Source organism: Streptomyces sp. NPDC001373 (assembly GCF_042895815.1).
Lineage (GTDB): Bacteria > Actinomycetota > Actinomycetes > Streptomycetales > Streptomycetaceae > Streptomyces.
The window spans coordinates 246,700-266,470 of sequence record NZ_JBIAWQ010000004.1 but is presented as its reverse complement, the minus strand read 5'-3'; the positions used below and the strand labels follow the sequence as shown (position 1 = coordinate 266,470).

Below are 19,771 nucleotides of genomic sequence, written 5' to 3'. Positions count from 1 at the left end.
TCGTGAGTACGGGCACAGCACAGGCAGGGCACACCACGGCAGAGGCCGCAGGGGCGGTTTCCGGGGTGGTCTGCGCGGTGCGTGACCTCGTCAAGACGTACCCCGCCGTACGCGGCCGGCGCGCCGCGCCCGCCCTGGCCGAGACCCGGGCCACCGACGGGATCTCCCTGGAGGTCCGAAGCGGCGAGATCTTCGGACTGCTCGGCCCCAACGGCGCCGGCAAGTCCACCCTGGTCCGCCAGCTGACCGGGCTGTTGCGCCCCGACGCCGGCTCCGTCACCCTGCTGGGCCACGACATCGTCCGCCACCCCGAGCGGGCCTCGCGCCTCCTGGCCTACCTGGGCCAGGAGTCCACCGCCCTCGACGAGCTCACCGTCGCGCTGGCCGCCGAGACCACCGCCCGGCTGCGCGGCCTCGACACCCGCGCCGCCCGGGCCGCGCGGGACGAGGTGCTGGAAGAGCTCGACCTGACCGGGATCGCCGGACGCCCCCTGAAGAAGCTCTCCGGCGGCCAGCGGCGCCTCGCCTGCTTCGCCGCCGCGCTGGTGGGGGAGCGGCCGGTGCTCGTCCTCGACGAACCCACCACCGGCATGGACCCCGTCGCCCGGCGCGCCGTCTGGGCCGCCGTCGACCGGCGCCGCGCCCGCGACGGCGCCACCGTGCTGCTGGTCACCCACAACGTCATCGAGGCGGAGACGGTCCTCGACCGGGTCGCCGTCATCGACCAGGGCAGGGTCATCGCCTGTGACACCCCGGCCGGCCTCAAGGCCCGGGTCTCCGACGAGGTCCGCCTGGAGCTGGTGTGGCGCACCGCCGCGCCGCTGGAGGTGCCCGAGGTCGCCGCGCTGGCGCCGCTGGCCGCCGAGTCCGGACGCCGCTGGGTGCTGCGGCTCGGCCAGGACGAGGCCCGCGCCGCCGTCGCCGCCGTGACCGGCGGCGCGGCCTTCGCCGCCCTCGACGATTTCACGTTGGCCACGCCGAGCCTGGAGGACGTGTACCTCGCGCTGGGCGGCCGGATGAAGGGTCTGGTCAAGTCGTGACCACCGCTGCCGCTCCCGCCGTCCTGGCCCCCCGGGCGCGGCTGTTCCCCGCCCTCGCGGCCGTCTACCGCGCCCAGCTGTCCCGGGCGCGGGTGTCCCGCATACCGCTGCTCTTCGTGGCCACCTTCCAGTCCGTCGGGATCATGGTCCTGATGCGGGGCGTGGTCGACGGCGGCTCCGAGGCGCGGGCGGTCGTCGCCGGCTCCTCGGTCCTGGTCGTCGCCTTCGTCGCCCTCAACCTCCTGGCCCAGTACTTCGGCCAGCTCCGGGCCGGCGGCGGACTCGACCACTACGCCACCCTGCCGGTCCCGCCCGCCTCCGTGGTGCTGGGCGCGGCCGCCGCGTACGCCTCCTTCACCCTCCCGGGCACCCTGGTGACCGCCGTCTTCGGGTGCGTGCTCTTCGGGCTGCCCATGGGCGGGCTGTGGATCCTGGCCGCGGTGGTGCCGCTGGCCGGGGCCGCGCTGGCCGGGCTCGGCGCGGCCCTGGGCCTGCTGGCACCCCGGCAGGAGCTGGCCACCCTGGCCGGACAGCTGGGCATGTCCGCGGCGCTGCTGCTGGGGGTGCTGCCCGCCGAGCGGATGCCCGACGCCGTCGTCTGGGCGCGCGACCTGCTGCCCTCCACGTACGGGGTGGAGGCCTTCGCCCGGACGTTCGCCCCGCACCCGGACTGGGCCGCGGTCCTCGCCGACCTCGGCGTCTGCGCCGGGGTGGGCGTCCTCTCCCTCGCCGTCGCCACCTGGGCCTACCGGCGCGCGGCGGTCCGCTGACGCCCCGGCCGGGCGGTCCCTGCTTTACAGGACCTGGCACGATGTGGGGGTGACCGAAGCCGTGACCCCGCTGCCGCCGCCTCCGCCGCCCGCCGGCCTCCCCGACCAGGAGCCCGCCGTCACCCCGGCGGACGTCCGTGACGGGGCCGCCATCGCCCTGCTGGTGGGCGCGTCCGGCGCCCTCCTCGCACTGCTGTGGGTATGGCTCGCGCCCCGCGTCCAGTACGTCGCCCACGGCCAGGCCGTCTTCCTGAAGAACACCGAGGGCGAGGGCCGGATCGGCGCCGACGGCACCTTCTTCCTGCTGTCCCTGGGCCTGGGCGCGCTGAGCGGGCTCGCGGTCTTCCTGTGGCGGCGCCGCGGGGGCGTCGCGCTGGTGATCGGCCTCACAGTCGGCTCGTGCTTCGCCGCCCTGCTCGGCTGGCGGATGGGGCTCTGGCTCGGGCCGGGCACCGACGTGGCCGTCGCGGCGGCCAAGGCGGGCGAGGGGGTGCCGTTCGACGCCCCGCTCCAGCTGCTGGCGTACGGGGTGCTGCTGGGCTGGCCGATGGCCGCCACCCTGACCCACCTGTGCCTGACGGCCGCCTTCGGCCCCCGGGACCCCGTCCCGTCGCCCTGGGAGGGCACGTACCCCCCGCCCCACGTCCACGCGGACGCGGAGCCCCCGCAGAGCTGAGGTTCCCCGCCCCACCCCGACCCCTCTCCGTTCCTCCCCCAGCCACCGCTGGGGAGGGTCCGGGCGGAGCCCGGGGAACGGTGGAAGGGCGGGCAGGGACCGCTCCGCGCGGCGGGAGCCGTTACGCGCGGGCGATCGGGGCCAAGGCAGCGCCCGTGAGGGTCGCCAGGTCGGCCGGGGCGAGTTCGACCTCCAGGCCCCGGCGGCCCGCCGAGACGCAGATGGTGGCGTGGCCGGAGGCGGAGGCGTCGACCACCGTCGGCAGCCGCCGCCGCTGCCCCAGCGGCGAGATGCCGCCCCGGACGTACCCCGTGGTGCGCTCCGCCAGCGCCGGATCGGCCATCGCCGCCCGCTTCCCGCCCACCGCTGCCGCCAGCGCCTTCAGATCCAGGGACCCGGACACCGGGACCACCGCCACTGTCAGCGCTCCGTCGACCTCCGCGACCAGGGTCTTGAAGACCTGCTCCGGCGCGACGCCCAGGGCCTCGGCCGCCTCCTCGCCGTAGGAGGGGTGCGACGGGTCGTGCTCGTAGGCGTGGGTGGTGAACGCGACGCCGGACGCCGTCAGCGCCGTGATGGCGGGGGTACCGGCCGTCTGCTGCTTCTTCTTCGCCATGGCCTCAGTTCGGGCTCGTCGGGGCCCGGGTCAGGTCCACCGCGGGAAGGGACGGGAGGTGGCGGATCACCGCCGTCTCGGTACGGAGCAGCTTCAGCTCCTCCGCCAGCCGCGTCGCGGTGTCCGGTGCCTGGAGGAGCCGCTGCCTCGCCGGGATGTCCAGCACGGCCGCGGCCGCCACCAGGTACGACACCACCGACGGCTCGTCCGGCAGGTCCGGTGCCGCCGCCAGGGAGCGCTCCCGCGCCCCCGCCAGCCGCTTCTGGTAGCTGCGGAAGGCCCGCAGCACCCCCTCGGACAGGGCGCCCGCACCCTCCCCGGCGTCCTCCGCGAGCTCCTCCAGCTCGGCGACGAGGAAGGGCCCCGACGCGTCGACCGACAGCAGCCGCACCCGGGTCGTACCGGTGGCCAGGACCTCGAAGCTGCCGTCCTCCCGCTCCCGGATCGTCGCCGCGTCCGCGATACAGCCCACCCGGTGGAACGCCTGGATCGGGTCCGCGCCGAAGCCCGCCGCCGGACCCTTCTCGGGCAGCGCCGTCGGGTCGGGCAGCCCGGGCGCGGTCGGCGCGACCTCCCGGCCGTCGCGGATCGCCACGACGGCGAACCGGCGCGGCTCGTCCTCACCGAGCTTCAGCAGCTCGCGCATCATGGCGCGATACCGCTCCTCGAAGACGTTCAGCGGCAGCACGAGGCCCGGGAACAGCACCGAGTTCAGTGGGAAGAGGGGCAGGCGAACGGTGGTCACGACCCACAGGGTAGTGGCCGCGGAGGCCGGGCCGTCACCCCCGCCGCAGCAGCCGCGACGCACCAGCGGCCGCCGTCGTGGCCAGGATCCACCCCAGCAGGACCAGCGCCGCCGACGCCCACTGCCAGACCCCCGCCGCCTTCCACTGGCCCTCCTGGCCCAGGTCGATCACCGGCAGCAGGAGGTCGAGGGCGTACAGGGCCGCGTTCCAGGTGGGGTGCTCGTCCGCCTTGAGCGGCTCCGGGCGGTGCCGCAGGAACAGCAGGGTGCCCGCCGCCCACAGGACCGCCATCCACAGCACCGCCCGCCCCGGCCGGTACCCGTAGAGCACCGTCCAGTCCTGGAGGTACCCCCACGCGCGTCCGGCGGGCGACAGCGTGGCCCGCCGCCGGCGCTCCTTGGCCAGCAGCACCTCGCGGGCGTCCGCGTCCTCCCCGCGGGCCCGCAGGACGGCGGCCAGCCGCTCGTACGGCTCCGGCGAGTAGTCCGGGCCGGAGGCCGCGGCCCACTCCAGCCGGCGCGCCAGCGGGAAGTGCCCCCGGGGCGCGAGGGTCTCGTAGGTGAAGCCCTCCATGGACAGCCGGCCCGGACCTGGCCAGCTCGTCGAGCGGTCCACCAGTCGCACCACCTTCGCCCCGGACAGCACCACCCGGCCCTGCTGCGGCGCCTCCCCGACGAAGCGCAGCTCCGGCGTCTGGATCCGCCGCAGCGAGACCTCCTGCTCCGGCCGGAGCTCGAAGCGGGCGGCGTAGAAGTCGACGGAGTCCCCGAAGCGCCCGTCGTCCAGCCGCAGCCCGCCCCGGCACTCGAACGGCCGCGTCGGGACGCCCCGGGTGGGGGTCCGGCTCCAGTCGTACGGGCGGGACGGGTCCCCGCTCGCGGGCCCCAGGGCGGCGGAGGTCAGGTAAAGGGTGCGCTCGACCGTGAGCGTGGGGGCGTTCAGGGCGCGGAGCCCGTACGGGTTGCGCAGCCGGGCCCCGCGCAGGCTCATCGAGGCGCCGACCCGGGCCCCGCGCAGGCTGACCTCGCCGTTCGCCTCCAGCAGGTCGGCCTGGAAGTCCTGCGCGACCACCAGCCCGTCGGCGGCGATCGCCCGCCCCCGCCCGTCCCGCTGGACGACCGAGCTGCCGAGCAGCAGGTCGGTGCCGATCTGCGCGTCGGTCAGCCGGATCCCCCGCGCCACCCGGCAGCGCGCCAGGTGCAGATCGCCCTCCGTGTGCAGCCGGGCCGCCTCCAGACGCGGGACCGCGCAGTTGTCGATCCGCAGGGTGCCGAACCGGGTCTCCGACAGCTGGACCTCCTGGTCGAAGCGGCAGGAGCGGATCTCCACGTACGGCGCGACCGTGCCGCCGGACAGATCCAGCCGGCCGGTGATCTGCGCACCGCGCAACTTCAGGCAGCCGACCCGGCCGGGCACCGGCGCGGGCCCGGCGAGCAGCAAGTGGGCCACCACCTCCGCCCGGACCCGCCGCTCGGGCCCCCAGGGCCCGCCCGAGTGCGGATCGTCCCGTTCGGCGGAGCGGGGACCCAGGTCGCAGACGGTGCCCGCGCGGAAGGTCTCCCACATGTACCGCTCCGGCCCGGTCAGGTCGTCCGGACGCCCGTCCGCGTATGCCTCCGCCTGCGCCTCTGCCATGGCAGCCCCCCGCCGTCGGTTACGTGTAGGGGAACGCTAGAGGGGGCCTGTGACATCCGGGGCGTGTATCAGCCAGTGATACGGGCGGACGGCGGTGGGAGACGGTCTGAGAGAATTGGGGGGTGATCTCTCGTATCGACCTGCGCGGTGACGCCCTCCCCGAGGGTGGCGCCCTGCGCGATCTGCTGCCCCGTGCCGAGTTCGACGTGGAAGCCGCCCTGGAGAAGGTGCGGCCCATCTGCGAGGACGTCCATCATCGTGGCACGGCGGCGCTGATCGAGTACGCGCGGAAGTTCGACGGCGTCGAGCTCACGCAGGTCCGGGTACCCGCGCAGGCCCTCACGGCCGCCCTGGAACAGCTGGACCCGGCCGTCCGCGCAGCCCTGGAGGAGTCCATCCGGCGCGCCCGGATCGTCCACCGCAACCAGCGCCGCTCCGAGCACACCACCCAGGTGGTCCCCGGCGGCACCGTGACCGAGAAGTGGGTTCCGGTCGAGCGCGTCGGCCTGTACGCGCCCGGCGGCCGCTCCGTGTACCCCTCGTCCGTCGTCATGAACGTCGTCCCCGCCCAGGAGGCCGGCGTCGAGTCCATCGCGCTCGCCTCCCCGCCGCAGAAGCCCGCCTATGAGGGAGATCCTGCCGGCGGCCTGCCGCACCCGACCATCCTCGCCGCCTGCGCGCTGCTCGGCGTGGACGAGGTGTACGCCGTCGGCGGCGCGGTGGCCGTCGCGATGTTCGCGTACGGCACCGAGGAGTGCCTGCCGGTCAACATGGTCACCGGCCCCGGCAACATCTGGGTCGCCGCCGCCAAGCGCTACTTCACCGGGAGGATCGGCATCGACACCGAAGCCGGCCCGACCGAGATCGCCGTCCTCGCCGACTCCACGGCCGACCCGGTGCACGTCGCCGCCGACCTGATCAGCCAGGCCGAGCACGACCCGCTGGCCGCCGCCGTGCTCGTCACGGACTCCGAGGAGCTCGCGGCCGCCGTCGAGAAGGAGCTGGAACCCCAGGTCGCGGCCACCAAGCACGTCGAGGACCGGATCAGGCCGGCCCTCGCCGGCAAGCAGTCCGCGATCGTCCTGGTCGACGACCTGGAAGCCGGCCTCAAGGTCGTCGACGCCTACGGCGCCGAGCACCTGGAGATCCAGACCGCCGACGCCGCGGCGTGGGCCGCCCGCGTCCGCAACGCCGGCGCGATCTTCGTCGGCCCGTGGGCGCCGGTCTCCCTCGGCGACTACTGCGCCGGCTCCAACCACGTCCTGCCCACCGGCGGCTGCGCCTGCCACTCCTCCGGCCTGTCCGTGCAGTCCTTCCTGCGCGGCATCCACATCGTCGACTACACCCGCGACGCGCTCGCCGAGGTCACCCACCACGTGGTCACCCTCGCCGAGGCCGAGGACCTGCCCGCGCACGGCGCCGCCCTGAAGGCCCGCTTCGGATGGAAGGTGCCCGGCCAGTGAGCACCCTCGGAATCGACGACCTCCCCATCCGCGACGAGCTCCGCGGCAAGACCCCGTACGGCGCTCCCCAGCTGGACGTCCCCGTTCAGCTGAACACCAACGAGAACCCCTACGAGCTCCCCGAACCCCTCGTGCGGCGCATCGCCGAGCGCGTCAGCGAGGCCGCCCGCACCCTCAACCGCTACCCCGACCGGGACGCGGTCGAGCTGCGCACCGAGCTGGCCCGGTACCTCACCCGCACCGGCAAGCACCCGGTCGCCATGGAGAACGTCTGGGCCGCCAACGGCTCCAACGAGGTCCTCCAGCAGCTGCTCCAGACCTTCGGCGGCCCGGGGCGCACGGCGATCGGCTTCGAGCCCTCGTACTCGATGCACGCCCTGATCGCCCGCGGCACCGGCACCGGCTGGATCTCCGGCCCCCGCCGGGAGGACTTCACCATCGACGTGGAGGCCGCCGAGCAGGCCATCGCGGAGAACGCCCCCGACGTCGTCTTCATCACCTCGCCCAACAACCCCACGGGGACCGCGGTCGAGGCGGAGACGGTCCTCGCCCTCTACGAGGCCGCCCAGGCGGCCAAGCCGTCCCTGGTGGTCGTGGACGAGGCGTACGTCGAGTTCAGCCACCGAGACTCCCTCCTCCCGCTGATCGAGGGCCGCCCCCACCTGGTGGTCTCCCGGACCATGTCCAAGGCCTTCGGCGCCGCCGGCCTGCGCCTGGGCTACCTCGCCGCGCACCCCGCCGTGGTCGACGCCGTCCAGCTGGTGCGCCTGCCGTACCACCTGTCCGCCGTGACCCAGGCGACCGCGCTGGCCGCCCTGGAGCACACCGACACCCTGCTCGGCTACGTCGAGCAGCTCAAGTCCGAGCGGGACCGCCTCGTCGAAGAGCTGCGGGCCCTCGGCTACGAGGTCACCGAGTCCGACGCGAACTTCATCCAGTTCGGCAGGTTCGAGGACTCCCACACCGCCTGGCAGAAGATCCTCGACCAGGGCGTCCTGGTCCGGGACAACGGCGTACCGGGCCGGCTGCGGGTCACCGCGGGCACCCCGGCCGAGAACGACGCGTTCCTCGAAGCGGTTCGCGCACTGAAGAAGGAGCAGCAGGCATGAGCCGCATCGGACGGGTCGAGCGCACCACGAAGGAGACCTCGGTCCTCGTCGAGATAAACCTCGACGGCACCGGACAGGTCGACGTCTCGACGGGCGTCGGCTTCTACGACCACATGCTCGACCAGCTCGGCCGCCACGGCCTCTTCGACCTCACGGTCAAGACGGACGGCGACCTGCACATCGACAGCCACCACACCATCGAGGACACCGCCCTCGCGCTGGGCGCCGCCTTCAGGCAGGCCCTCGGCGACAAGGTCGGCATCTACCGCTTCGGCAACTGCACCGTGCCTCTGGACGAGTCCCTCGCCCAGGTCACCGTGGACCTCTCCGGCCGTCCCTACCTCGTGCACACCGAGCCCGAGAACATGGCGCCCATGATCGGCGCGTACGACACGACGATGACCCGGCACATCCTGGAGTCCTTCGTCGCGCAGGCCCAGATCGCCCTGCACGTCCACGTCCCGTACGGCCGCAACGCCCACCACATCGTGGAGTGCCAGTTCAAGGCCCTGGCCCGCGCCCTGCGCTACGCCGCCGAGTTCGACCCGCGCGCGGCCGGCATCCTGCCCTCCACGAAGGGCGCCCTCTAGACGTGAACGGCCTCAACACCGTCCTGATCGTCCTCGGCCTCTTCCTGGCCGGGGGCGTCTACTCCTTCCAGAAGCAGAAGATGCCCAAGTCGGTGATCCTCCTGCTCGCCTTCGGCTCCGCCATGTGCCTGGCCGCGGGGATCCTGCGAATCCAGGGGATTTGGGAATGAGCGCAACGAAGAACGTCGTGGTCTTCGACTACGGCTTCGGCAACGTCCGCTCCGCCGAGCGCGCCCTCGCGCGCGCCGGCGCGGACGTCGAGATCACCCGCGACTACGACAAGGCCATGGACGCCGACGGCCTCCTCGTGCCCGGCGTGGGCGCCTACTCCGCCTGCATGCAGGGGCTCAAGGACGCCCGCGGCGACTGGATCATCGGGCGTCGGCTGTCCGGCGGCCGCCCGGTCATGGGCATCTGCGTCGGCATGCAGATCCTCTTCGAGCGCGGCATCGAGCACGGCGTGGAGACCGAGGGCCTGGACGAGTGGCCCGGCACGGTCGGCCCGCTGAAGGCCCCCGTCGTCCCCCACATGGGCTGGAACACGGTCGAGGCGCCCGCCGACAGCCAGGCCTTCGCCGGACTGGACGCCGACGCCCGCTTCTACTTCGTGCACTCCTACGCGGCCCACGACTGGACCCTGGAGGTCACCAACCCCAGGATCAGGGGCCCCAAGGTCACCTGGGCCACGCACGGCGAGCGCTTCGTCGCGGCGGTGGAGAACGGGGCCCTGTGGGCCACCCAGTTCCACCCCGAGAAGTCCGGCGACGCCGGCGCCCAGCTCCTCACCAACTGGATCGAGACCCTGTGATGACCGCACCCACGCTCGAACTCCTCCCCGCGGTCGACGTCCGCGACGGCCAGGCCGTGCGCCTCGTGCACGGGGTCTCCGGCAGCGAGACCTCCTACGGCTCCCCGCTGGAGGCGGCCCTCGCCTGGCAGGCCTCCGGCGCCGAGTGGCTGCACCTCGTCGACCTGGACGCCGCCTTCGGCACCGGAGACAACCGCGCCCTGGTCGCCGAGATCACCCGCGCCATGGACATCAAGGTCGAGCTGTCCGGCGGCATCCGCGACGACGCCACGCTCGCCGCGGCCCTCGCCACCGGCTGCACCCGTGTCAACCTCGGCACCGCCGCCCTGGAGACCCCCGAATGGGCCGCCAAGGCCATCGCCGAGCACGGCGACCGGATCGCCATCGGCCTGGACGTGCGCGGCACCACCCTCAAGGGCCGCGGCTGGACCAGCGAGGGCGGCGACCTCTACGAGACCCTCGCCCGCCTCGACTCCGAGGGCTGCGCCCGTTACGTCGTCACCGACATCGGCAAGGACGGCACCCTCAGCGGCCCCAACCTGGAGCTGCTGAAGAACGTCTGCGCGGCCACCGACCGGCCCGTCGTCGCCTCCGGCGGCGTCTCCTCCCTGGACGACCTGCGGGCCCTGTCCGGGCTCGTCCCCCTGGGCGTCGAGGGCGCCATCGTCGGCAAGGCCCTGTACGCCAAGGCCTTCACCCTGGAAGAGGCGCTGGAGGCGGTCCGCGCATGAGCTCCTCCGACGTACGCCGGATCTCCTCCGGCGGCCCTTACGAGGACGTGATCGGCTACTCCCGCGCCGTCGCCCTCCCCAACGGCCTGGTCCTGGTCTCCGGCTGCACCGCGGCTGACGCGGGCGGCCCGTACGACCAGACGGTCAAGGCCTTCGAGGTCGCCTTCAAGGCGCTCGCCGAGGCCGGCATGGGCCCCGAGCACGTCGTCCGCACCCGGATGTACCTCACCCACGCCCGGGACGTCGACGAGGTGGGCCGCGCCCACAAGGCCCTCTTCGACACCGTCCGCCCCGCCGCCTCCATGATCATCGTCAATGGCTTCGTCGACCCGGGCATGGTCGTCGAGGTGGAGGTCGAGGCCTTCAAGGAGGTCGAGCGATGAGCCTCGCCGTACGGGTGATCCCCTGCCTGGACGTGGACAACGGCCGCGTCGTCAAGGGCGTCAACTTCCAGAACCTGCGCGACGCCGGTGACCCGGTGGAGATGGCCAGGTTCTACGACGCCGAGGGCGCCGACGAGCTGACCTTCCTCGACATCACCGCTTCCTCCGGCAACCGGGAGACCACGTACGACGTGGTGCGCCGGACCGCCGAGCAGGTCTTCATCCCGCTCACGGTCGGCGGCGGCGTGCGCACCGCCGAGGACGTGGACAAGCTGCTGCGGGCCGGTGCGGACAAGGTGGGAGTGAACACGGCCGCCATCGCCCGTCCGGAGCTGATCCGGGAGATCGCCGAGCGTTTCGGACGCCAGGTGCTGGTGCTGTCGGTCGACGCCCGCCGTACCGGGTCCGGCTCCTTCGAGGTCACCACCCACGGCGGACGCCGGGGGACCGGCCTCGACGCCGTCGAGTGGGCGCACCGCGCGGCCGAGCTGGGCGCCGGGGAGATCCTGCTGAACTCCATGGACGCCGACGGCACCAAGGACGGCTACGACACCGAGATGATCGCCGCCGTCCGCAAGCACGTCACCGTACCGGTGATCGCCTCCGGCGGTGCCGGCAGGCTGGAGCACTTCCCGCCCGCCATCGAGGCGGGCGCCGACGCGGTGCTCGCGGCGTCGGTGTTCCACTTCGGCGACCTGCGGATCTCCGAGGTCAAGGCGGCCCTGCGCGAGGCGGGCCACCCGGTCCGCTGACCGCCGCACCGGCCGGGGGCCGCGGGGGATCGCCCCGGGTCCCCCGGCCGGTGCGGCCGGGCGGCTAGCGGAAGTCGTCGATGAAGTCCGTGCCGTCCTGCTGCTCGTGCTCCTGCTGCTCCGGCTTCTGCTGCTTGTCCGCCTGCTGCTGCTCCGCCTTGCGCGCCTGCTGGAAGACCACGGAGGCGGCGTGGAAGTCACCGGCGCTCTCGCCCGGCTGGAGCGTGGCGACGGGCTCGCCGCCGCACTCGTCCTCCGCGAACAGCAGGGCAACCGAGTCGGTCTCGTTCACCGCTTCCACGACGTTGGACGCGGCCGACGGCAGGGCGTGGCATTTGTCCGCGCCCATGTCCTTGATCTGGCCGTTCTTCTCGGCGTTGCTCTGGTCGAGGTACACGTAGTTGAGGGCCTTGCCGTCGTCGGCGAACGCCTGGGCTCCGGCGGGGAGGACGAGCGCGAGGGCTCCGGCGAGGGCGGCGGCGGTGGTGCGAAGACGCATGGGGGCTTCCGTTCCTTCCACAGGGACGACACCGAACCGGTCGGCATCCGTGACGGAGCGTAGGGACGAGGAGGAGTGCGGAAACCTTTTCCCTCAGAGCGCCATGCCCGTTTTCACCGGCCCGGCGGTACCGTGCTCCGCTGTGCGGGGCGCGGTACCGCCCGGCAGCGAGCCGGAGGTTCTCACAGGCCCAGCTGGGCCACCGTCAGGCGGGAGACGGCCTCCTTCTCGCCCTCCAGGTCCACCTGGGCGGCGGCCTGGCGGCCGAAGCAGAACAGCGTCAGCTCGCCCGGCTCGCCCGTCACCGTCACCACCGGCACGCCCTTGCGCGCCACCGCCGTACGCCCGTCCGGGCGGCGCAGCACCAGGCCCACCGGCGAGCGGCGGCCGGTCAGGCGGGCCAGCTTCTCCAGCCGGGACCAGAGCGCGTCCGAGAAGACCGGGTCCAGCTCCCGGGGCGACCAGTCCGGCTGGGCCCGGCGGACGTCCTCGGCGTGCACGTAGAACTCCACCGCGTTCGCCGCCTCGTCGACCTGCTTGAGCGCGTACGGGGACAGCTTCGGCGGGCCGGTGCGGATCAGCTGGACGAGCTCCTCGTACGGCTTCGCCGCGTACTCGGCCATCGTCCGGTCGAGGCGGTCCTTGAGGACCTTCAGGACCAGGCCGCCCGCCGCGTCCGGCCGACGCTCGCGGACCACCACGTGCGCGGCCAGCTCCCGGCAGGTCCAGCCTTCGCACAGCGTCGGGGCCTGTGGCCCGGCGGCCTCCAACAGGTCGGCCAAGAGCAGGCGTTCGCGCTTCGCATGGGTAGACATGCCGGCCAGCCTACGGCCGGAAGCCGCCCCGCGGCCGCCCATCAGGCGGACGGAGATCCATCACGGGGGCCGCGGCGCGGCACAATGGGGCCCATGAGTACGTCCCCCCTCGACCCCGCCGTCGCCGCCCGCCTCAAGCGTTCCCCCGACGGCCTGGTCCCGGCCATCGCCCAGCAGTACGACACCGGCGAGGTGCTCATGCTCGGCTGGATGGACGACGAGGCCCTGCACCGCACCCTCACCACCGGCCGCTGCACCTACTGGTCCCGCAGCCGCCGGGAGTACTGGGTCAAGGGCGACACCTCCGGCCACTACCAGCACGTCAAGTCCGTCGCCCTCGACTGCGACGCCGACACCGTGCTCGTCAGGGTCGACCAGGTCGGGGCCGCCTGCCACACCGGCGCGCGGACCTGCTTCGACGCCGATGTCCTGCTCAGCGACGCCGACTAGCCAGTTAGGGTCCCACCCCATGGATCTCGAGACCTTCCGCAAGCTCGCGGCCGACCGCCGTGTCATCCCCGTCAGCCGTCGGCTGCTCGCCGACGGGGACACCCCGGTCGGGCTCTACCGCAAGCTCGCCGCGGAACGCCCCGGCACCTTCCTGCTGGAGTCCGCCGAGAACGGCCGCTCCTGGTCCCGCTACTCCTTCGTCGGCGTGCGCAGCGACTCCACCCTCACCGTCAGGGACGGGCAGGCCCACTGGATCGGCACCCCGCCCGTGGGCGTCCCCGTCGACGGCGACCCCCTGGAAGCCCTGCGCGCCACCGTCGAGGCCCTGCACACCCCACGTGACCTGGCGGGCGGCATGCCCCCCTTCACCGGCGGCATGGTCGGCTACCTGGGCTACGACATCGTCCGCCGTCTGGAGCGCATCGGCGAGCACACCGTGGACGACCTGGACCTCCCCGAGCTCACCATGCTGCTCACCTCCGACCTGGCGGTCCTCGACCACTGGGACGGCACGGTCCAGCTCATCGCCAACGCCATCAACCACAACGACCTCGACACGGGCGTGGACGAGGCGTACGCGGACGCCGTGGCCCGGCTCGACGCGATGGAGGCCGACCTCGCGCGTCCCGCCCCCTACGCGCCCGCCGCGCTGCCCGAGTCCGAGCTGCCGCCCTTCGACGCCCTGTGGGGCGGCGAGGAGTACCAGGCCGCGGTCGAGGACGTGAAGGAGCGCATCCGGGCCGGAGAGGCCTTCCAGGTGGTGCCCTCGCAGCGGTTCGAGACCCCCTGCCGGGCGTCCGCACTGGACGTCTACCGCGTCCTGCGGGCCACCAACCCGTCGCCGTACATGTACCTCTTCCGCTTCGAGAACGGCTTCGACGTCGTCGGGTCCAGCCCCGAGGCGCTGGTGAAGGTCGAGGACGGGCGGGCCATGGTCCACCCGATCGCCGGCACCCGGCACCGCGGCGCCACCCCGCAGGAGGACAACGACCTCGCCGAGGAGCTGCTGGCCGACCCCAAGGAGCGGGCCGAGCACCTGATGCTCGTCGACCTCGGCCGCAACGACCTCGGACGGGTCTGCGAGCCGGGCTCGGTGGAGGTCGTCGACTTCATGTCGATCGAGCGGTACTCGCACGTCATGCACATCGTCTCCACCGTCACCGGGCGGGTCGCCGAGGGGAAGACCGCCTTCGACGTGCTCACCGCGTGCTTCCCGGCCGGCACCCTCTCCGGCGCGCCCAAGCCGCGCGCCATGCAGATCATCGAGGAGCTGGAGCCCTCCCGCCGGGGCCTGTACGGCGGCTGCGTGGGCTATCTCGACTTCGCGGGGGACTCCGACACGGCCATCGCCATCCGTACGGCGCTGCTGCGCGACGGCACGGCGTACGTCCAGGCCGGGGCCGGCGTGGTCGCCGATTCGGTGCCCGAGCTGGAGGACATGGAGTGCCGCAACAAGGCCGCCGCGGTGCTCCGCGCGGTGGGAGCGGCGAACCGCCTCCACCGCGGCTGAGGGCGTAGGGGATAGTGGGGTACGTGAGTGCCGTACCCCTGTCCCCGAACGCCGACGCCCCCGAGAGCGGCGCGGGCCGCCGCACGGTGGCCGTCGCCCTGCTGCTCGGCGCGCTCGGCGCCACTGTCGTCCTGCTCGCCTCCGGCCGCGTCTGGGCCAAGGGCAGCGCCGCCGTCGGGGGCGGTTCGCTCCCGCTGACCGCCGACGGGCGGGCCGTGACCGGCCTGCCGGCGGCCCTGGCCATCGTCGGCCTCGCGGCCCTGGTGGCCGTGTTCGCCGTACGGGGCCGGAGCCGGCTGCTGGTCTCCGGGCTGCTCGCGCTGAGCGGCCTGGGCGCGGCGCTCTCGGCGGTGGCCGCCGCCGACGACCGCCGGGCGCTGGACGAGCGGGCCGCCGTGGCGACCGCCGACACCGCCGCACGGGTGGTGGAGCTCAGCCATACGGCCTGGCCGTACATCACGGCCGCGGGCGCGGCCCTGATCCTGCTCGCCGGGGTGCTGGCGCTGCGCTTCGGCCGGAGCTGGCCCGCGATGGGGGGCCGCTACGAGCGGGACGGCAGCCCCCGCAGGCGTACGCCCGCGGCGGTGGACCCCGACCGGCCCGAGGACCTGTGGAAGGCCCTGGACCGGGGCGAGGACCCGACCGGCTGAGACTGCGGCCGCGGGCGTACGCCCGCGGGGGACCGCTCCCCGCACCCGTCCCGTCCCCGGGACGGGCCACCCGCTGGGGAACGCGCACGCCGCGTGCGCGACAATGGCACCGAGCGTGCGAGACGTCACGCCCGACAGATCAACGAGGAGCAACTCATGGCGGGCACGAGCCACGGACACACCCCGGCCGCCTGGACCGGTGTCGTCATTTCCTTCATCGGTTTCTGCATCTCCGGCGCCTTCATGGTGATGGCGAACCCGGTCGGGTTCTGGGCGGGCATGGTCGTCGTCGCGCTCGGCGGTGTCGTCGGCCTCGCGATGAAGGCCGCGGGCATGGGCATGCCGAAGCCGGCCCACGAGGACCTCGCCGAGGTCATCGCCGCCAACCGGCTCGCCGCGAAGGCCTGAGCCGGACCCCCTGGCGCACGAAAGGCGCGGCCCGGTCGGGCTGCGCCTTTTGTCATGAGCGGAGAGAATCAGCGGGTGGAAGCCTCCAGCAGTCCCCCCGGTCCGCCCGCTCCGCCGCTGCCGGGCCCGGTGCCCGTCGCGGGTCCCGTGCGGACCTCCCGGGCGCGGCGCCTGGCCGCTCCGGTGCTCACCCTGGCGGGGGCCGTGGCCTCCTTCGCGTACGTGGGCGCCGTGGACCCCAACGAGCCCGGCCACTACCCGGTCTGCCCGCTGTTCCGGCTGACGGGTGTCCTGTGCCCCGGCTGCGGAGGGCTGCGCAGCGCGCACGCCTTCGCGCGGGGGGACCTGGTCACGGCCCTCGGGGACAACGCCGCGGCCGTCGCCGGCTACCTGGTCTTCGCGGCCTTCACGGCGCTGTGGCTGGTGCGGGCCTTCCGCGGCGGCCCTGTGCCCCGGATCGTCCTGAGGCCGGTCTGGTGGTGGGCCCTGGGCACCCTGCTGCTGGCCTTCACGGTTGTCCGGAACCTGCCGATCGGTTCCGCTCTGGCCCCCTGACCCCTTGCGGGCCCGCAGGGGGACTGGAGGAAGCCCGTATTCCGGGTGTCCAGTCCCTGGGAAACGCCGAAGTCCGTGCGGAGGCCGTGGCGGCCTGCGGATACCATTTGAGTGCTGACCTTGCAGTGGTACGTGTCCGCAAGGCGGCCGAACGTCATCGACCCGGAAGGGGGCCGCTCGCGTGAGTGTGCTCGACGAGATCATCGAAGGGGTCCGCGAAGACCTTGCCGAACGGCAGGCCCGCGTGAGCCTCGACGAGCTCAAGGAGCGTGCCGCCAAGGCGCCCCAGGCCAAGGACGGCGTCGCGGCTCTGCGCGGCGACGGCGTCAAGGTGATCTGCGAGGTCAAGCGCTCCAGCCCCTCCAAGGGCGCGCTGGCCGCGATCGCCGACCCGGCCGGGCTCGCCGCCGACTACGAGGCGGGCGGTGCGGCGGTCATCTCCGTCCTCACCGAACAGCGTCGTTTCGGCGGTTCGCTGGCCGACCTGGAGGCCGTCCGCGCCCGCGTCGACATCCCGATCCTGCGCAAGGACTTCATCGTCACGGCGTACCAGCTGTGGGAGGCCCGCGCCTACGGCGCCGACCTCGTGCTGCTGATCGTGGCGGCGCTGGACCAGGAGGCCCTCGTCTCCCTGATCGAGAGGGCCGAGTCCATCGGCCTCACCCCGCTCGTGGAGGTCCACGACGAGGAGGAGATCGAACGGGCCGTCGCCGCCGGCGCCAAGATCATCGGCGTCAACGCGCGCAACCTCAAGGACCTCAAGGTCGACCGCTCCACCTTCGAGCGCGTCGTCGGAGAGATCCCGCCCCACATCGTGAAGGTCGCCGAGTCCGGCATCCGCGGACCCCACGACCTGATCGCCTACGCCAACGAGGGCGCCGACGCCGTCCTCGTCGGCGAGTCCCTGGTCACCGGCCGCGACCCCAAGGCGGCCGTGGCCGACCTCGTCGCCGCCGGCGCCCACCCCGCCCTGCGCCACGGCCGGAGCTGACTCCTCCCATGGCCCCCTCCCGCCCCGCCGTCCGCACCCGCCCGGGCCACGCCCCGGCCGGCGTGCCGGCGGCGCACGCGCCCCTGGCGCGCGGCTGCCGCCCCCGCGGCTGCCGTGCCCCGGCCCGGCGCGTGCACGGCCGGCGGGTGCGCTACGTGATCGGCTCCGAGCCCGGTCAGGTCAACGGCATGCGATGGCGCGGCGGAGCCGCGCTGTAACGACGGCTCCGCCCGTCCGGTACCCCCGGGTGCCGGGCGCGGCCGACCGCGTACGGCCCCGCGCCCCGGGCCACCGGCTCCCGGCGAGGGCCGCTCCGTCCGTACCCCCACCCCCTCCAGCGGGGTGCGCGGGCGACGGACCGACGGCGCAATACGGTGCATCCCAGCCACCCGTCGGCATCGCATTCCGCACCACGTAGGAGTAGTGGCATGTCCACCAGCTCGTTCTTCATCCCGGACCCGGAGGGTCGCGTCCCGAACACCGAGGGCTACTTCGGCGACTTCGGCGGCAAGTTCATCCCGGAGGCCCTCGTCGCCGCCGTCGACGAGGTCGCCGTCGAGTACGAGAAGGCCAAGGGCGACCCGGCCTTCGCCGCCGAGCTCAACGACCTCATGGTCAACTACACGGGCCGCCCCAGCGCCCTGACCGAGGTCCCCCGCTTCGCCGAGCACGCCGGCGGCGCCCGGATCTTCCTCAAGCGCGAGGACCTCAACCACACCGGCTCGCACAAGATCAACAACGTGCTGGGCCAGGCGCTGCTCACCAAGCGCATGGGCAAGACCCGCGTCATCGCCGAGACCGGCGCCGGCCAGCACGGCGTCGCCACCGCCACCGCCTGCGCCCTCTTCGGCCTCGAATGCACCATCTACATGGGCGAGGTCGACACGCGGCGCCAGGCCCTGAACGTGGCCCGCATGCGGATGCTCGGCGCCGAGGTCGTCGCCGTGAAGTCCGGCTCCCGGACCCTCAAGGACGCGATCAACGAGGCCTTCCGCGACTGGGTCGCCAACGTGGACCGCACCCACTACCTCTTCGGCACCGTGGCCGGCCCGCACCCCTTCCCGGCCATGGTCCGCGACTTCCATCGCGTCATCGGCGTCGAGGCCCGCCGCCAGATCCTGGAGCGCGCCGGACGCCTGCCCGACGCCGTCGCGGCCTGCGTCGGCGGCGGCTCCAACGCCATCGGCCTCTTCCACGCCTTCATCCCCGACGCGGACGTCCGCCTCGTCGGCTTCGAGCCCGCCGGGCACGGCGTGGAGACCGGCGAGCACGCGGCCACCCTGACCGCGGGCGAGCCCGGCATCCTGCACGGCTCCCGCTCCTACGTCCTCCAGGACGAGGAGGGCCAGATCACCGAGCCCTACTCCATCTCGGCCGGCCTGGACTACCCGGGCATCGGCCCCGAGCACTCCTACCTCAAGGACAGCGGCCGCGGCGAGTACCGCGCCGTCACCGACGACGCCGCCATGCAGGCCCTGCGCCTGCTCTCGCGCACCGAGGGCATCATCCCGGCGATCGAGTCGGCCCACGCCCTGGCCGGCGCTCTCGACCTGGGCACGGAGCTGGGCCCGGACGGCCTGATCGTGGTCAACCTGTCCGGCCGCGGCGACAAGGACATGGACACGGCGGCCCGCTACTTCGGGCTGTACGACGGCACGGAGCCCGAGGGGGAGAACAAGTGAGCACCGGAAACATCCAGCTGCTGAGCGACACCCTCGCCAAGGCCGGGTCCGAGGACCGCGCCGCCCTCGTCGCCTACCTCCCGGCCGGCTTCCCGACCGTGGACGGCGGCATCGAGGCCGTCAAGGCCGTCATCGCCGGCGGCGCCGACGTCGTCGAGATCGGCCTGCCGCACAGCGACCCGGTCCTGGACGGCGCCGTCATCCAGACCGCCGACGACATCGCCCTGCGCGGCGGCGTCAGGATCGCGGACGTGATGCGCACGGTGCGCGAGGCCTTCGAGGCCACCGGGGTCCCGATCCTGGTCATGACGTACTGGAACCCCATCGACCGCTACGGCGTCGAGCGGTTCACCGCCGAGCTCGCCGCCGCCGGCGGCGCGGGCTGCATCCTGCCCGACCTGCCGGTCCAGGAGTCCGCGCTGTGGCGCGAGCACGCGGCGAAGCACGGTCTGGCGACCGTGTTCGTCGTGGCCCCCAGCAGCAAGGACGAGCGCCTGGCCACCATCACGGCGGCCGGTTCCGGTTTCGTCTACGCCGCTTCCCTCATGGGGGTCACCGGCACCCGCGAGTCGGTCGGCCAGGAGGCCCAGGAGCTGGTCCGCCGCACCCGCGCCACGACCGAGCTCCCCGTCTGCGTGGGCCTGGGCGTCTCCAACGCCGTCCAGGCCAAGCAGGTCGCCGGCTTCGCCGACGGTGTGATCGTCGGCTCGGCCTTCGTGAAGCTGCTGCTGGACGCGCCGGACCTGCCCGCGGGCCTGGAGGCCGTGCGGGCCCTGGCGGCCGACCTTGCGGAAGGCGTACGCAGGTCCTGACGCGGTACGGGCCCGGAACGGGGTTCTGTAGCCCGATCGGGTGGAATCGGGAGCGGGGAGGCACGCGAGTGCCTCCCCGC

The 19,771-nt window shown here is 73.6% G+C and carries 25 protein-coding genes; 20 read left to right on the top strand and 5 right to left on the bottom strand.

All coding sequences use genetic code 11. The features are described 5' to 3' along the window. Positions 1–2: 2 nt before the first annotated feature. From ACFY15_RS12205 to ACFY15_RS12195, 3 genes are read left to right on the top strand one after another with little or no spacing between them, the layout of a single operon-like run. Positions 3–1,040 (top strand): ABC transporter ATP-binding protein, encoded by a 1,038-nt coding sequence (locus tag ACFY15_RS12205; protein ID WP_390825434.1) that lies wholly within the window; start codon positions 3–5, stop codon positions 1,038–1,040. Further along, complete coding sequence (locus ACFY15_RS12200) at positions 1,037–1,810, top strand: ABC transporter permease (protein ID WP_390685736.1); 774 nt, start codon at positions 1,037–1,039, stop codon at positions 1,808–1,810. Before ACFY15_RS12205 ends, ACFY15_RS12200 begins: the two co-directional genes overlap by 4 nt. A gap of 49 nt (positions 1,811–1,859) precedes the next feature. Beyond that, positions 1,860–2,486: a hypothetical protein gene (locus ACFY15_RS12195; RefSeq protein ID WP_390685737.1), complete on the top strand. Its 627-nt coding sequence runs from the start codon at positions 1,860–1,862 to the stop codon at positions 2,484–2,486. Between the two features lie 121 nt (positions 2,487–2,607). Here the strand turns inward: ACFY15_RS12195 and ybaK are convergent, their stop codons facing one another. From ybaK to ACFY15_RS12180, 3 genes are read right to left on the bottom strand one after another with little or no spacing between them, the layout of a single operon-like run. Further along, entirely contained in the window at positions 2,608–3,102 is a 495-nt protein-coding gene (ybaK, locus tag ACFY15_RS12190) for a Cys-tRNA(Pro) deacylase (RefSeq protein WP_390685738.1), read from the bottom strand. A gap of 4 nt (positions 3,103–3,106) precedes the next feature. Further along, on the bottom strand, positions 3,107–3,847 hold the full coding sequence (locus ACFY15_RS12185) for an LON peptidase substrate-binding domain-containing protein (protein ID WP_390685739.1): 741 nt from the start codon (positions 3,845–3,847) through the stop codon (positions 3,107–3,109). Positions 3,848–3,881: 34 nt separating this feature from the next. Next, a complete protein-coding gene (locus ACFY15_RS12180; protein ID WP_390825433.1) occupies positions 3,882–5,483 on the bottom strand; it encodes an oxidoreductase in 1,602 nt (533 codons plus the stop codon). 122 nt (positions 5,484–5,605) lie between these two features. Here ACFY15_RS12180 and hisD point away from each other — a divergent pair, with 122 nt between their 5' ends. Genes hisD through hisF form a run of 8 tightly spaced genes read left to right on the top strand, consistent with a single transcriptional unit; the run spans position 5,606 to position 11,319 of the window. Beyond that, a complete protein-coding gene (gene hisD, locus ACFY15_RS12175; RefSeq protein WP_390825432.1) occupies positions 5,606–6,946 on the top strand; it encodes a histidinol dehydrogenase in 1,341 nt (446 codons plus the stop codon). Next, positions 6,943–8,055 carry a histidinol-phosphate transaminase gene (locus ACFY15_RS12170; protein ID WP_390685742.1) on the top strand — a complete coding sequence of 371 codons (1,113 nt, stop codon included), beginning with the start codon at positions 6,943–6,945 and terminating at the stop codon, positions 8,053–8,055. Before hisD ends, ACFY15_RS12170 begins: the two co-directional genes overlap by 4 nt. Further along, on the top strand, positions 8,052–8,645 hold the full coding sequence (gene hisB / locus ACFY15_RS12165; protein WP_390685743.1) for an imidazoleglycerol-phosphate dehydratase HisB: 594 nt from the start codon (positions 8,052–8,054) through the stop codon (positions 8,643–8,645). Before ACFY15_RS12170 ends, hisB begins: the two co-directional genes overlap by 4 nt. Before the next feature lie 2 nt (positions 8,646–8,647). Further along, complete coding sequence (locus ACFY15_RS12160) at positions 8,648–8,815, top strand: hypothetical protein (protein ID WP_390685744.1); 168 nt, start codon at positions 8,648–8,650, stop codon at positions 8,813–8,815. Then, on the top strand, positions 8,812–9,453 hold the full coding sequence (hisH, locus tag ACFY15_RS12155) for an imidazole glycerol phosphate synthase subunit HisH (protein WP_390685745.1): 642 nt from the start codon (positions 8,812–8,814) through the stop codon (positions 9,451–9,453). Before ACFY15_RS12160 ends, hisH begins: the two co-directional genes overlap by 4 nt. Beyond that, on the top strand, positions 9,453–10,184 hold the full coding sequence (priA, locus tag ACFY15_RS12150; protein ID WP_366451397.1) for a bifunctional 1-(5-phosphoribosyl)-5-((5-phosphoribosylamino)methylideneamino)imidazole-4-carboxamide isomerase/phosphoribosylanthranilate isomerase PriA: 732 nt from the start codon (positions 9,453–9,455) through the stop codon (positions 10,182–10,184). The genes hisH and priA overlap by 1 nt, the downstream gene beginning before the upstream one ends. After that, positions 10,181–10,567 (top strand): RidA family protein, encoded by a 387-nt coding sequence (locus ACFY15_RS12145; RefSeq protein WP_390685746.1) that lies wholly within the window; start codon positions 10,181–10,183, stop codon positions 10,565–10,567. Before priA ends, ACFY15_RS12145 begins: the two co-directional genes overlap by 4 nt. Next, entirely contained in the window at positions 10,564–11,319 is a 756-nt protein-coding gene (gene hisF / locus ACFY15_RS12140; RefSeq protein WP_390685747.1) for an imidazole glycerol phosphate synthase subunit HisF, read from the top strand. The genes ACFY15_RS12145 and hisF overlap by 4 nt, the downstream gene beginning before the upstream one ends. Positions 11,320–11,383: 64 nt before the next feature. Here hisF and ACFY15_RS12135 read toward each other — a convergent pair whose 3' ends face one another. Both ACFY15_RS12135 and ACFY15_RS12130 read right to left on the bottom strand, forming a co-directional pair. Next, positions 11,384–11,818: a hypothetical protein gene (locus tag ACFY15_RS12135; RefSeq protein WP_390825431.1), complete on the bottom strand. Its 435-nt coding sequence runs from the start codon at positions 11,816–11,818 to the stop codon at positions 11,384–11,386. A gap of 182 nt (positions 11,819–12,000) precedes the next feature. Then, positions 12,001–12,633, bottom strand: coding sequence for a TIGR03085 family metal-binding protein (locus ACFY15_RS12130; protein WP_390825430.1), 633 nt, complete (start codon positions 12,631–12,633; stop codon positions 12,001–12,003). 84 nt (positions 12,634–12,717) lie between these two features. Between ACFY15_RS12130 and hisI the strand changes: the two genes are divergently transcribed. The 9 genes from hisI to trpA all read left to right on the top strand — a co-directional run bounded on the left by hisI (position 12,718) and on the right by trpA (position 19,691). Further along, positions 12,718–13,083 carry a phosphoribosyl-AMP cyclohydrolase gene (gene hisI / locus ACFY15_RS12125; RefSeq protein ID WP_390685750.1) on the top strand — a complete coding sequence of 122 codons (366 nt, stop codon included), beginning with the start codon at positions 12,718–12,720 and terminating at the stop codon, positions 13,081–13,083. A gap of 19 nt (positions 13,084–13,102) precedes the next feature. After that, complete coding sequence (locus ACFY15_RS12120; RefSeq protein WP_390685751.1) at positions 13,103–14,593, top strand: anthranilate synthase component I; 1,491 nt, start codon at positions 13,103–13,105, stop codon at positions 14,591–14,593. 14 nt (positions 14,594–14,607) lie between these two features. Beyond that, a complete protein-coding gene (locus ACFY15_RS12115; RefSeq protein WP_390685752.1) occupies positions 14,608–15,243 on the top strand; it encodes a TIGR02234 family membrane protein in 636 nt (211 codons plus the stop codon). Positions 15,244–15,399: 156 nt separating this feature from the next. Continuing rightward, the gene (locus ACFY15_RS12110; RefSeq protein ID WP_390685753.1) at positions 15,400–15,651 is read left to right on the top strand and encodes an HGxxPAAW family protein; all 252 of its coding nucleotides are present in this window, start codon (positions 15,400–15,402) and stop codon (positions 15,649–15,651) included. Between the two features lie 54 nt (positions 15,652–15,705). Next, positions 15,706–16,206: a DUF2752 domain-containing protein gene (locus ACFY15_RS12105; protein ID WP_390825429.1), complete on the top strand. Its 501-nt coding sequence runs from the start codon at positions 15,706–15,708 to the stop codon at positions 16,204–16,206. 181 nt (positions 16,207–16,387) lie between these two features. Next, entirely contained in the window at positions 16,388–17,197 is an 810-nt protein-coding gene (gene trpC / locus ACFY15_RS12100) for an indole-3-glycerol phosphate synthase TrpC (protein ID WP_045950211.1), read from the top strand. A gap of 8 nt (positions 17,198–17,205) precedes the next feature. Then, positions 17,206–17,415, top strand: a complete 210-nt coding sequence (trpM, locus tag ACFY15_RS12095; protein WP_390825428.1) for a tryptophan biosynthesis modulator TrpM — start codon at positions 17,206–17,208, stop codon at positions 17,413–17,415. A 210-nt stretch (positions 17,416–17,625) separates the two neighbouring features. Further along, on the top strand, positions 17,626–18,879 hold the full coding sequence (gene trpB / locus ACFY15_RS12090) for a tryptophan synthase subunit beta (RefSeq protein ID WP_390825427.1): 1,254 nt from the start codon (positions 17,626–17,628) through the stop codon (positions 18,877–18,879). After that, positions 18,876–19,691 (top strand): tryptophan synthase subunit alpha, encoded by an 816-nt coding sequence (gene trpA / locus ACFY15_RS12085; protein ID WP_390685757.1) that lies wholly within the window; start codon positions 18,876–18,878, stop codon positions 19,689–19,691. The genes trpB and trpA overlap by 4 nt, the downstream gene beginning before the upstream one ends. The last annotated feature ends 80 nt before the right edge of the window (positions 19,692–19,771 follow it).

Bases quoted from the DNA above. Each gene is read 5' to 3' on its own strand.
- ACFY15_RS12145 (WP_390685746.1), top strand. From the start codon at position 10,181: ATGAGCTCCTCCGACGTACGCCGGATCTCCTCCGGCGGCCCTTACGAG.
- ACFY15_RS12110 (WP_390685753.1), top strand. From the start codon at position 15,400: ATGGCGGGCACGAGCCACGGACACACCCCGGCCGCCTGGACCGGTGTC.
- ACFY15_RS12105 (WP_390825429.1), top strand. From the start codon at position 15,706: ATGAGCGGAGAGAATCAGCGGGTGGAAGCCTCCAGCAGTCCCCCCGGT.
- hisF (WP_390685747.1), top strand. From the start codon at position 10,564: ATGAGCCTCGCCGTACGGGTGATCCCCTGCCTGGACGTGGACAACGGC.
- priA (WP_366451397.1), top strand. From the start codon at position 9,453: ATGACCGCACCCACGCTCGAACTCCTCCCCGCGGTCGACGTCCGCGAC.
- ACFY15_RS12180 (WP_390825433.1), bottom strand. From the start codon at position 5,483: ATGGCAGAGGCGCAGGCGGAGGCATACGCGGACGGGCGTCCGGACGAC.
- hisI (WP_390685750.1), top strand. From the start codon at position 12,718: ATGGGGCCCATGAGTACGTCCCCCCTCGACCCCGCCGTCGCCGCCCGC.
- ACFY15_RS12135 (WP_390825431.1), bottom strand. From the start codon at position 11,818: ATGCGTCTTCGCACCACCGCCGCCGCCCTCGCCGGAGCCCTCGCGCTC.
- ACFY15_RS12120 (WP_390685751.1), top strand. From the start codon at position 13,103: ATGGATCTCGAGACCTTCCGCAAGCTCGCGGCCGACCGCCGTGTCATC.
- hisB (WP_390685743.1), top strand. From the start codon at position 8,052: ATGAGCCGCATCGGACGGGTCGAGCGCACCACGAAGGAGACCTCGGTC.
- ACFY15_RS12130 (WP_390825430.1), bottom strand. From the start codon at position 12,633: ATGTCTACCCATGCGAAGCGCGAACGCCTGCTCTTGGCCGACCTGTTG.
- ybaK (WP_390685738.1), bottom strand. From the start codon at position 3,102: ATGGCGAAGAAGAAGCAGCAGACGGCCGGTACCCCCGCCATCACGGCG.
- hisH (WP_390685745.1), top strand. From the start codon at position 8,812: ATGAGCGCAACGAAGAACGTCGTGGTCTTCGACTACGGCTTCGGCAAC.
- trpB (WP_390825427.1), top strand. From the start codon at position 17,626: ATGTCCACCAGCTCGTTCTTCATCCCGGACCCGGAGGGTCGCGTCCCG.
- trpM (WP_390825428.1), top strand. From the start codon at position 17,206: ATGGCCCCCTCCCGCCCCGCCGTCCGCACCCGCCCGGGCCACGCCCCG.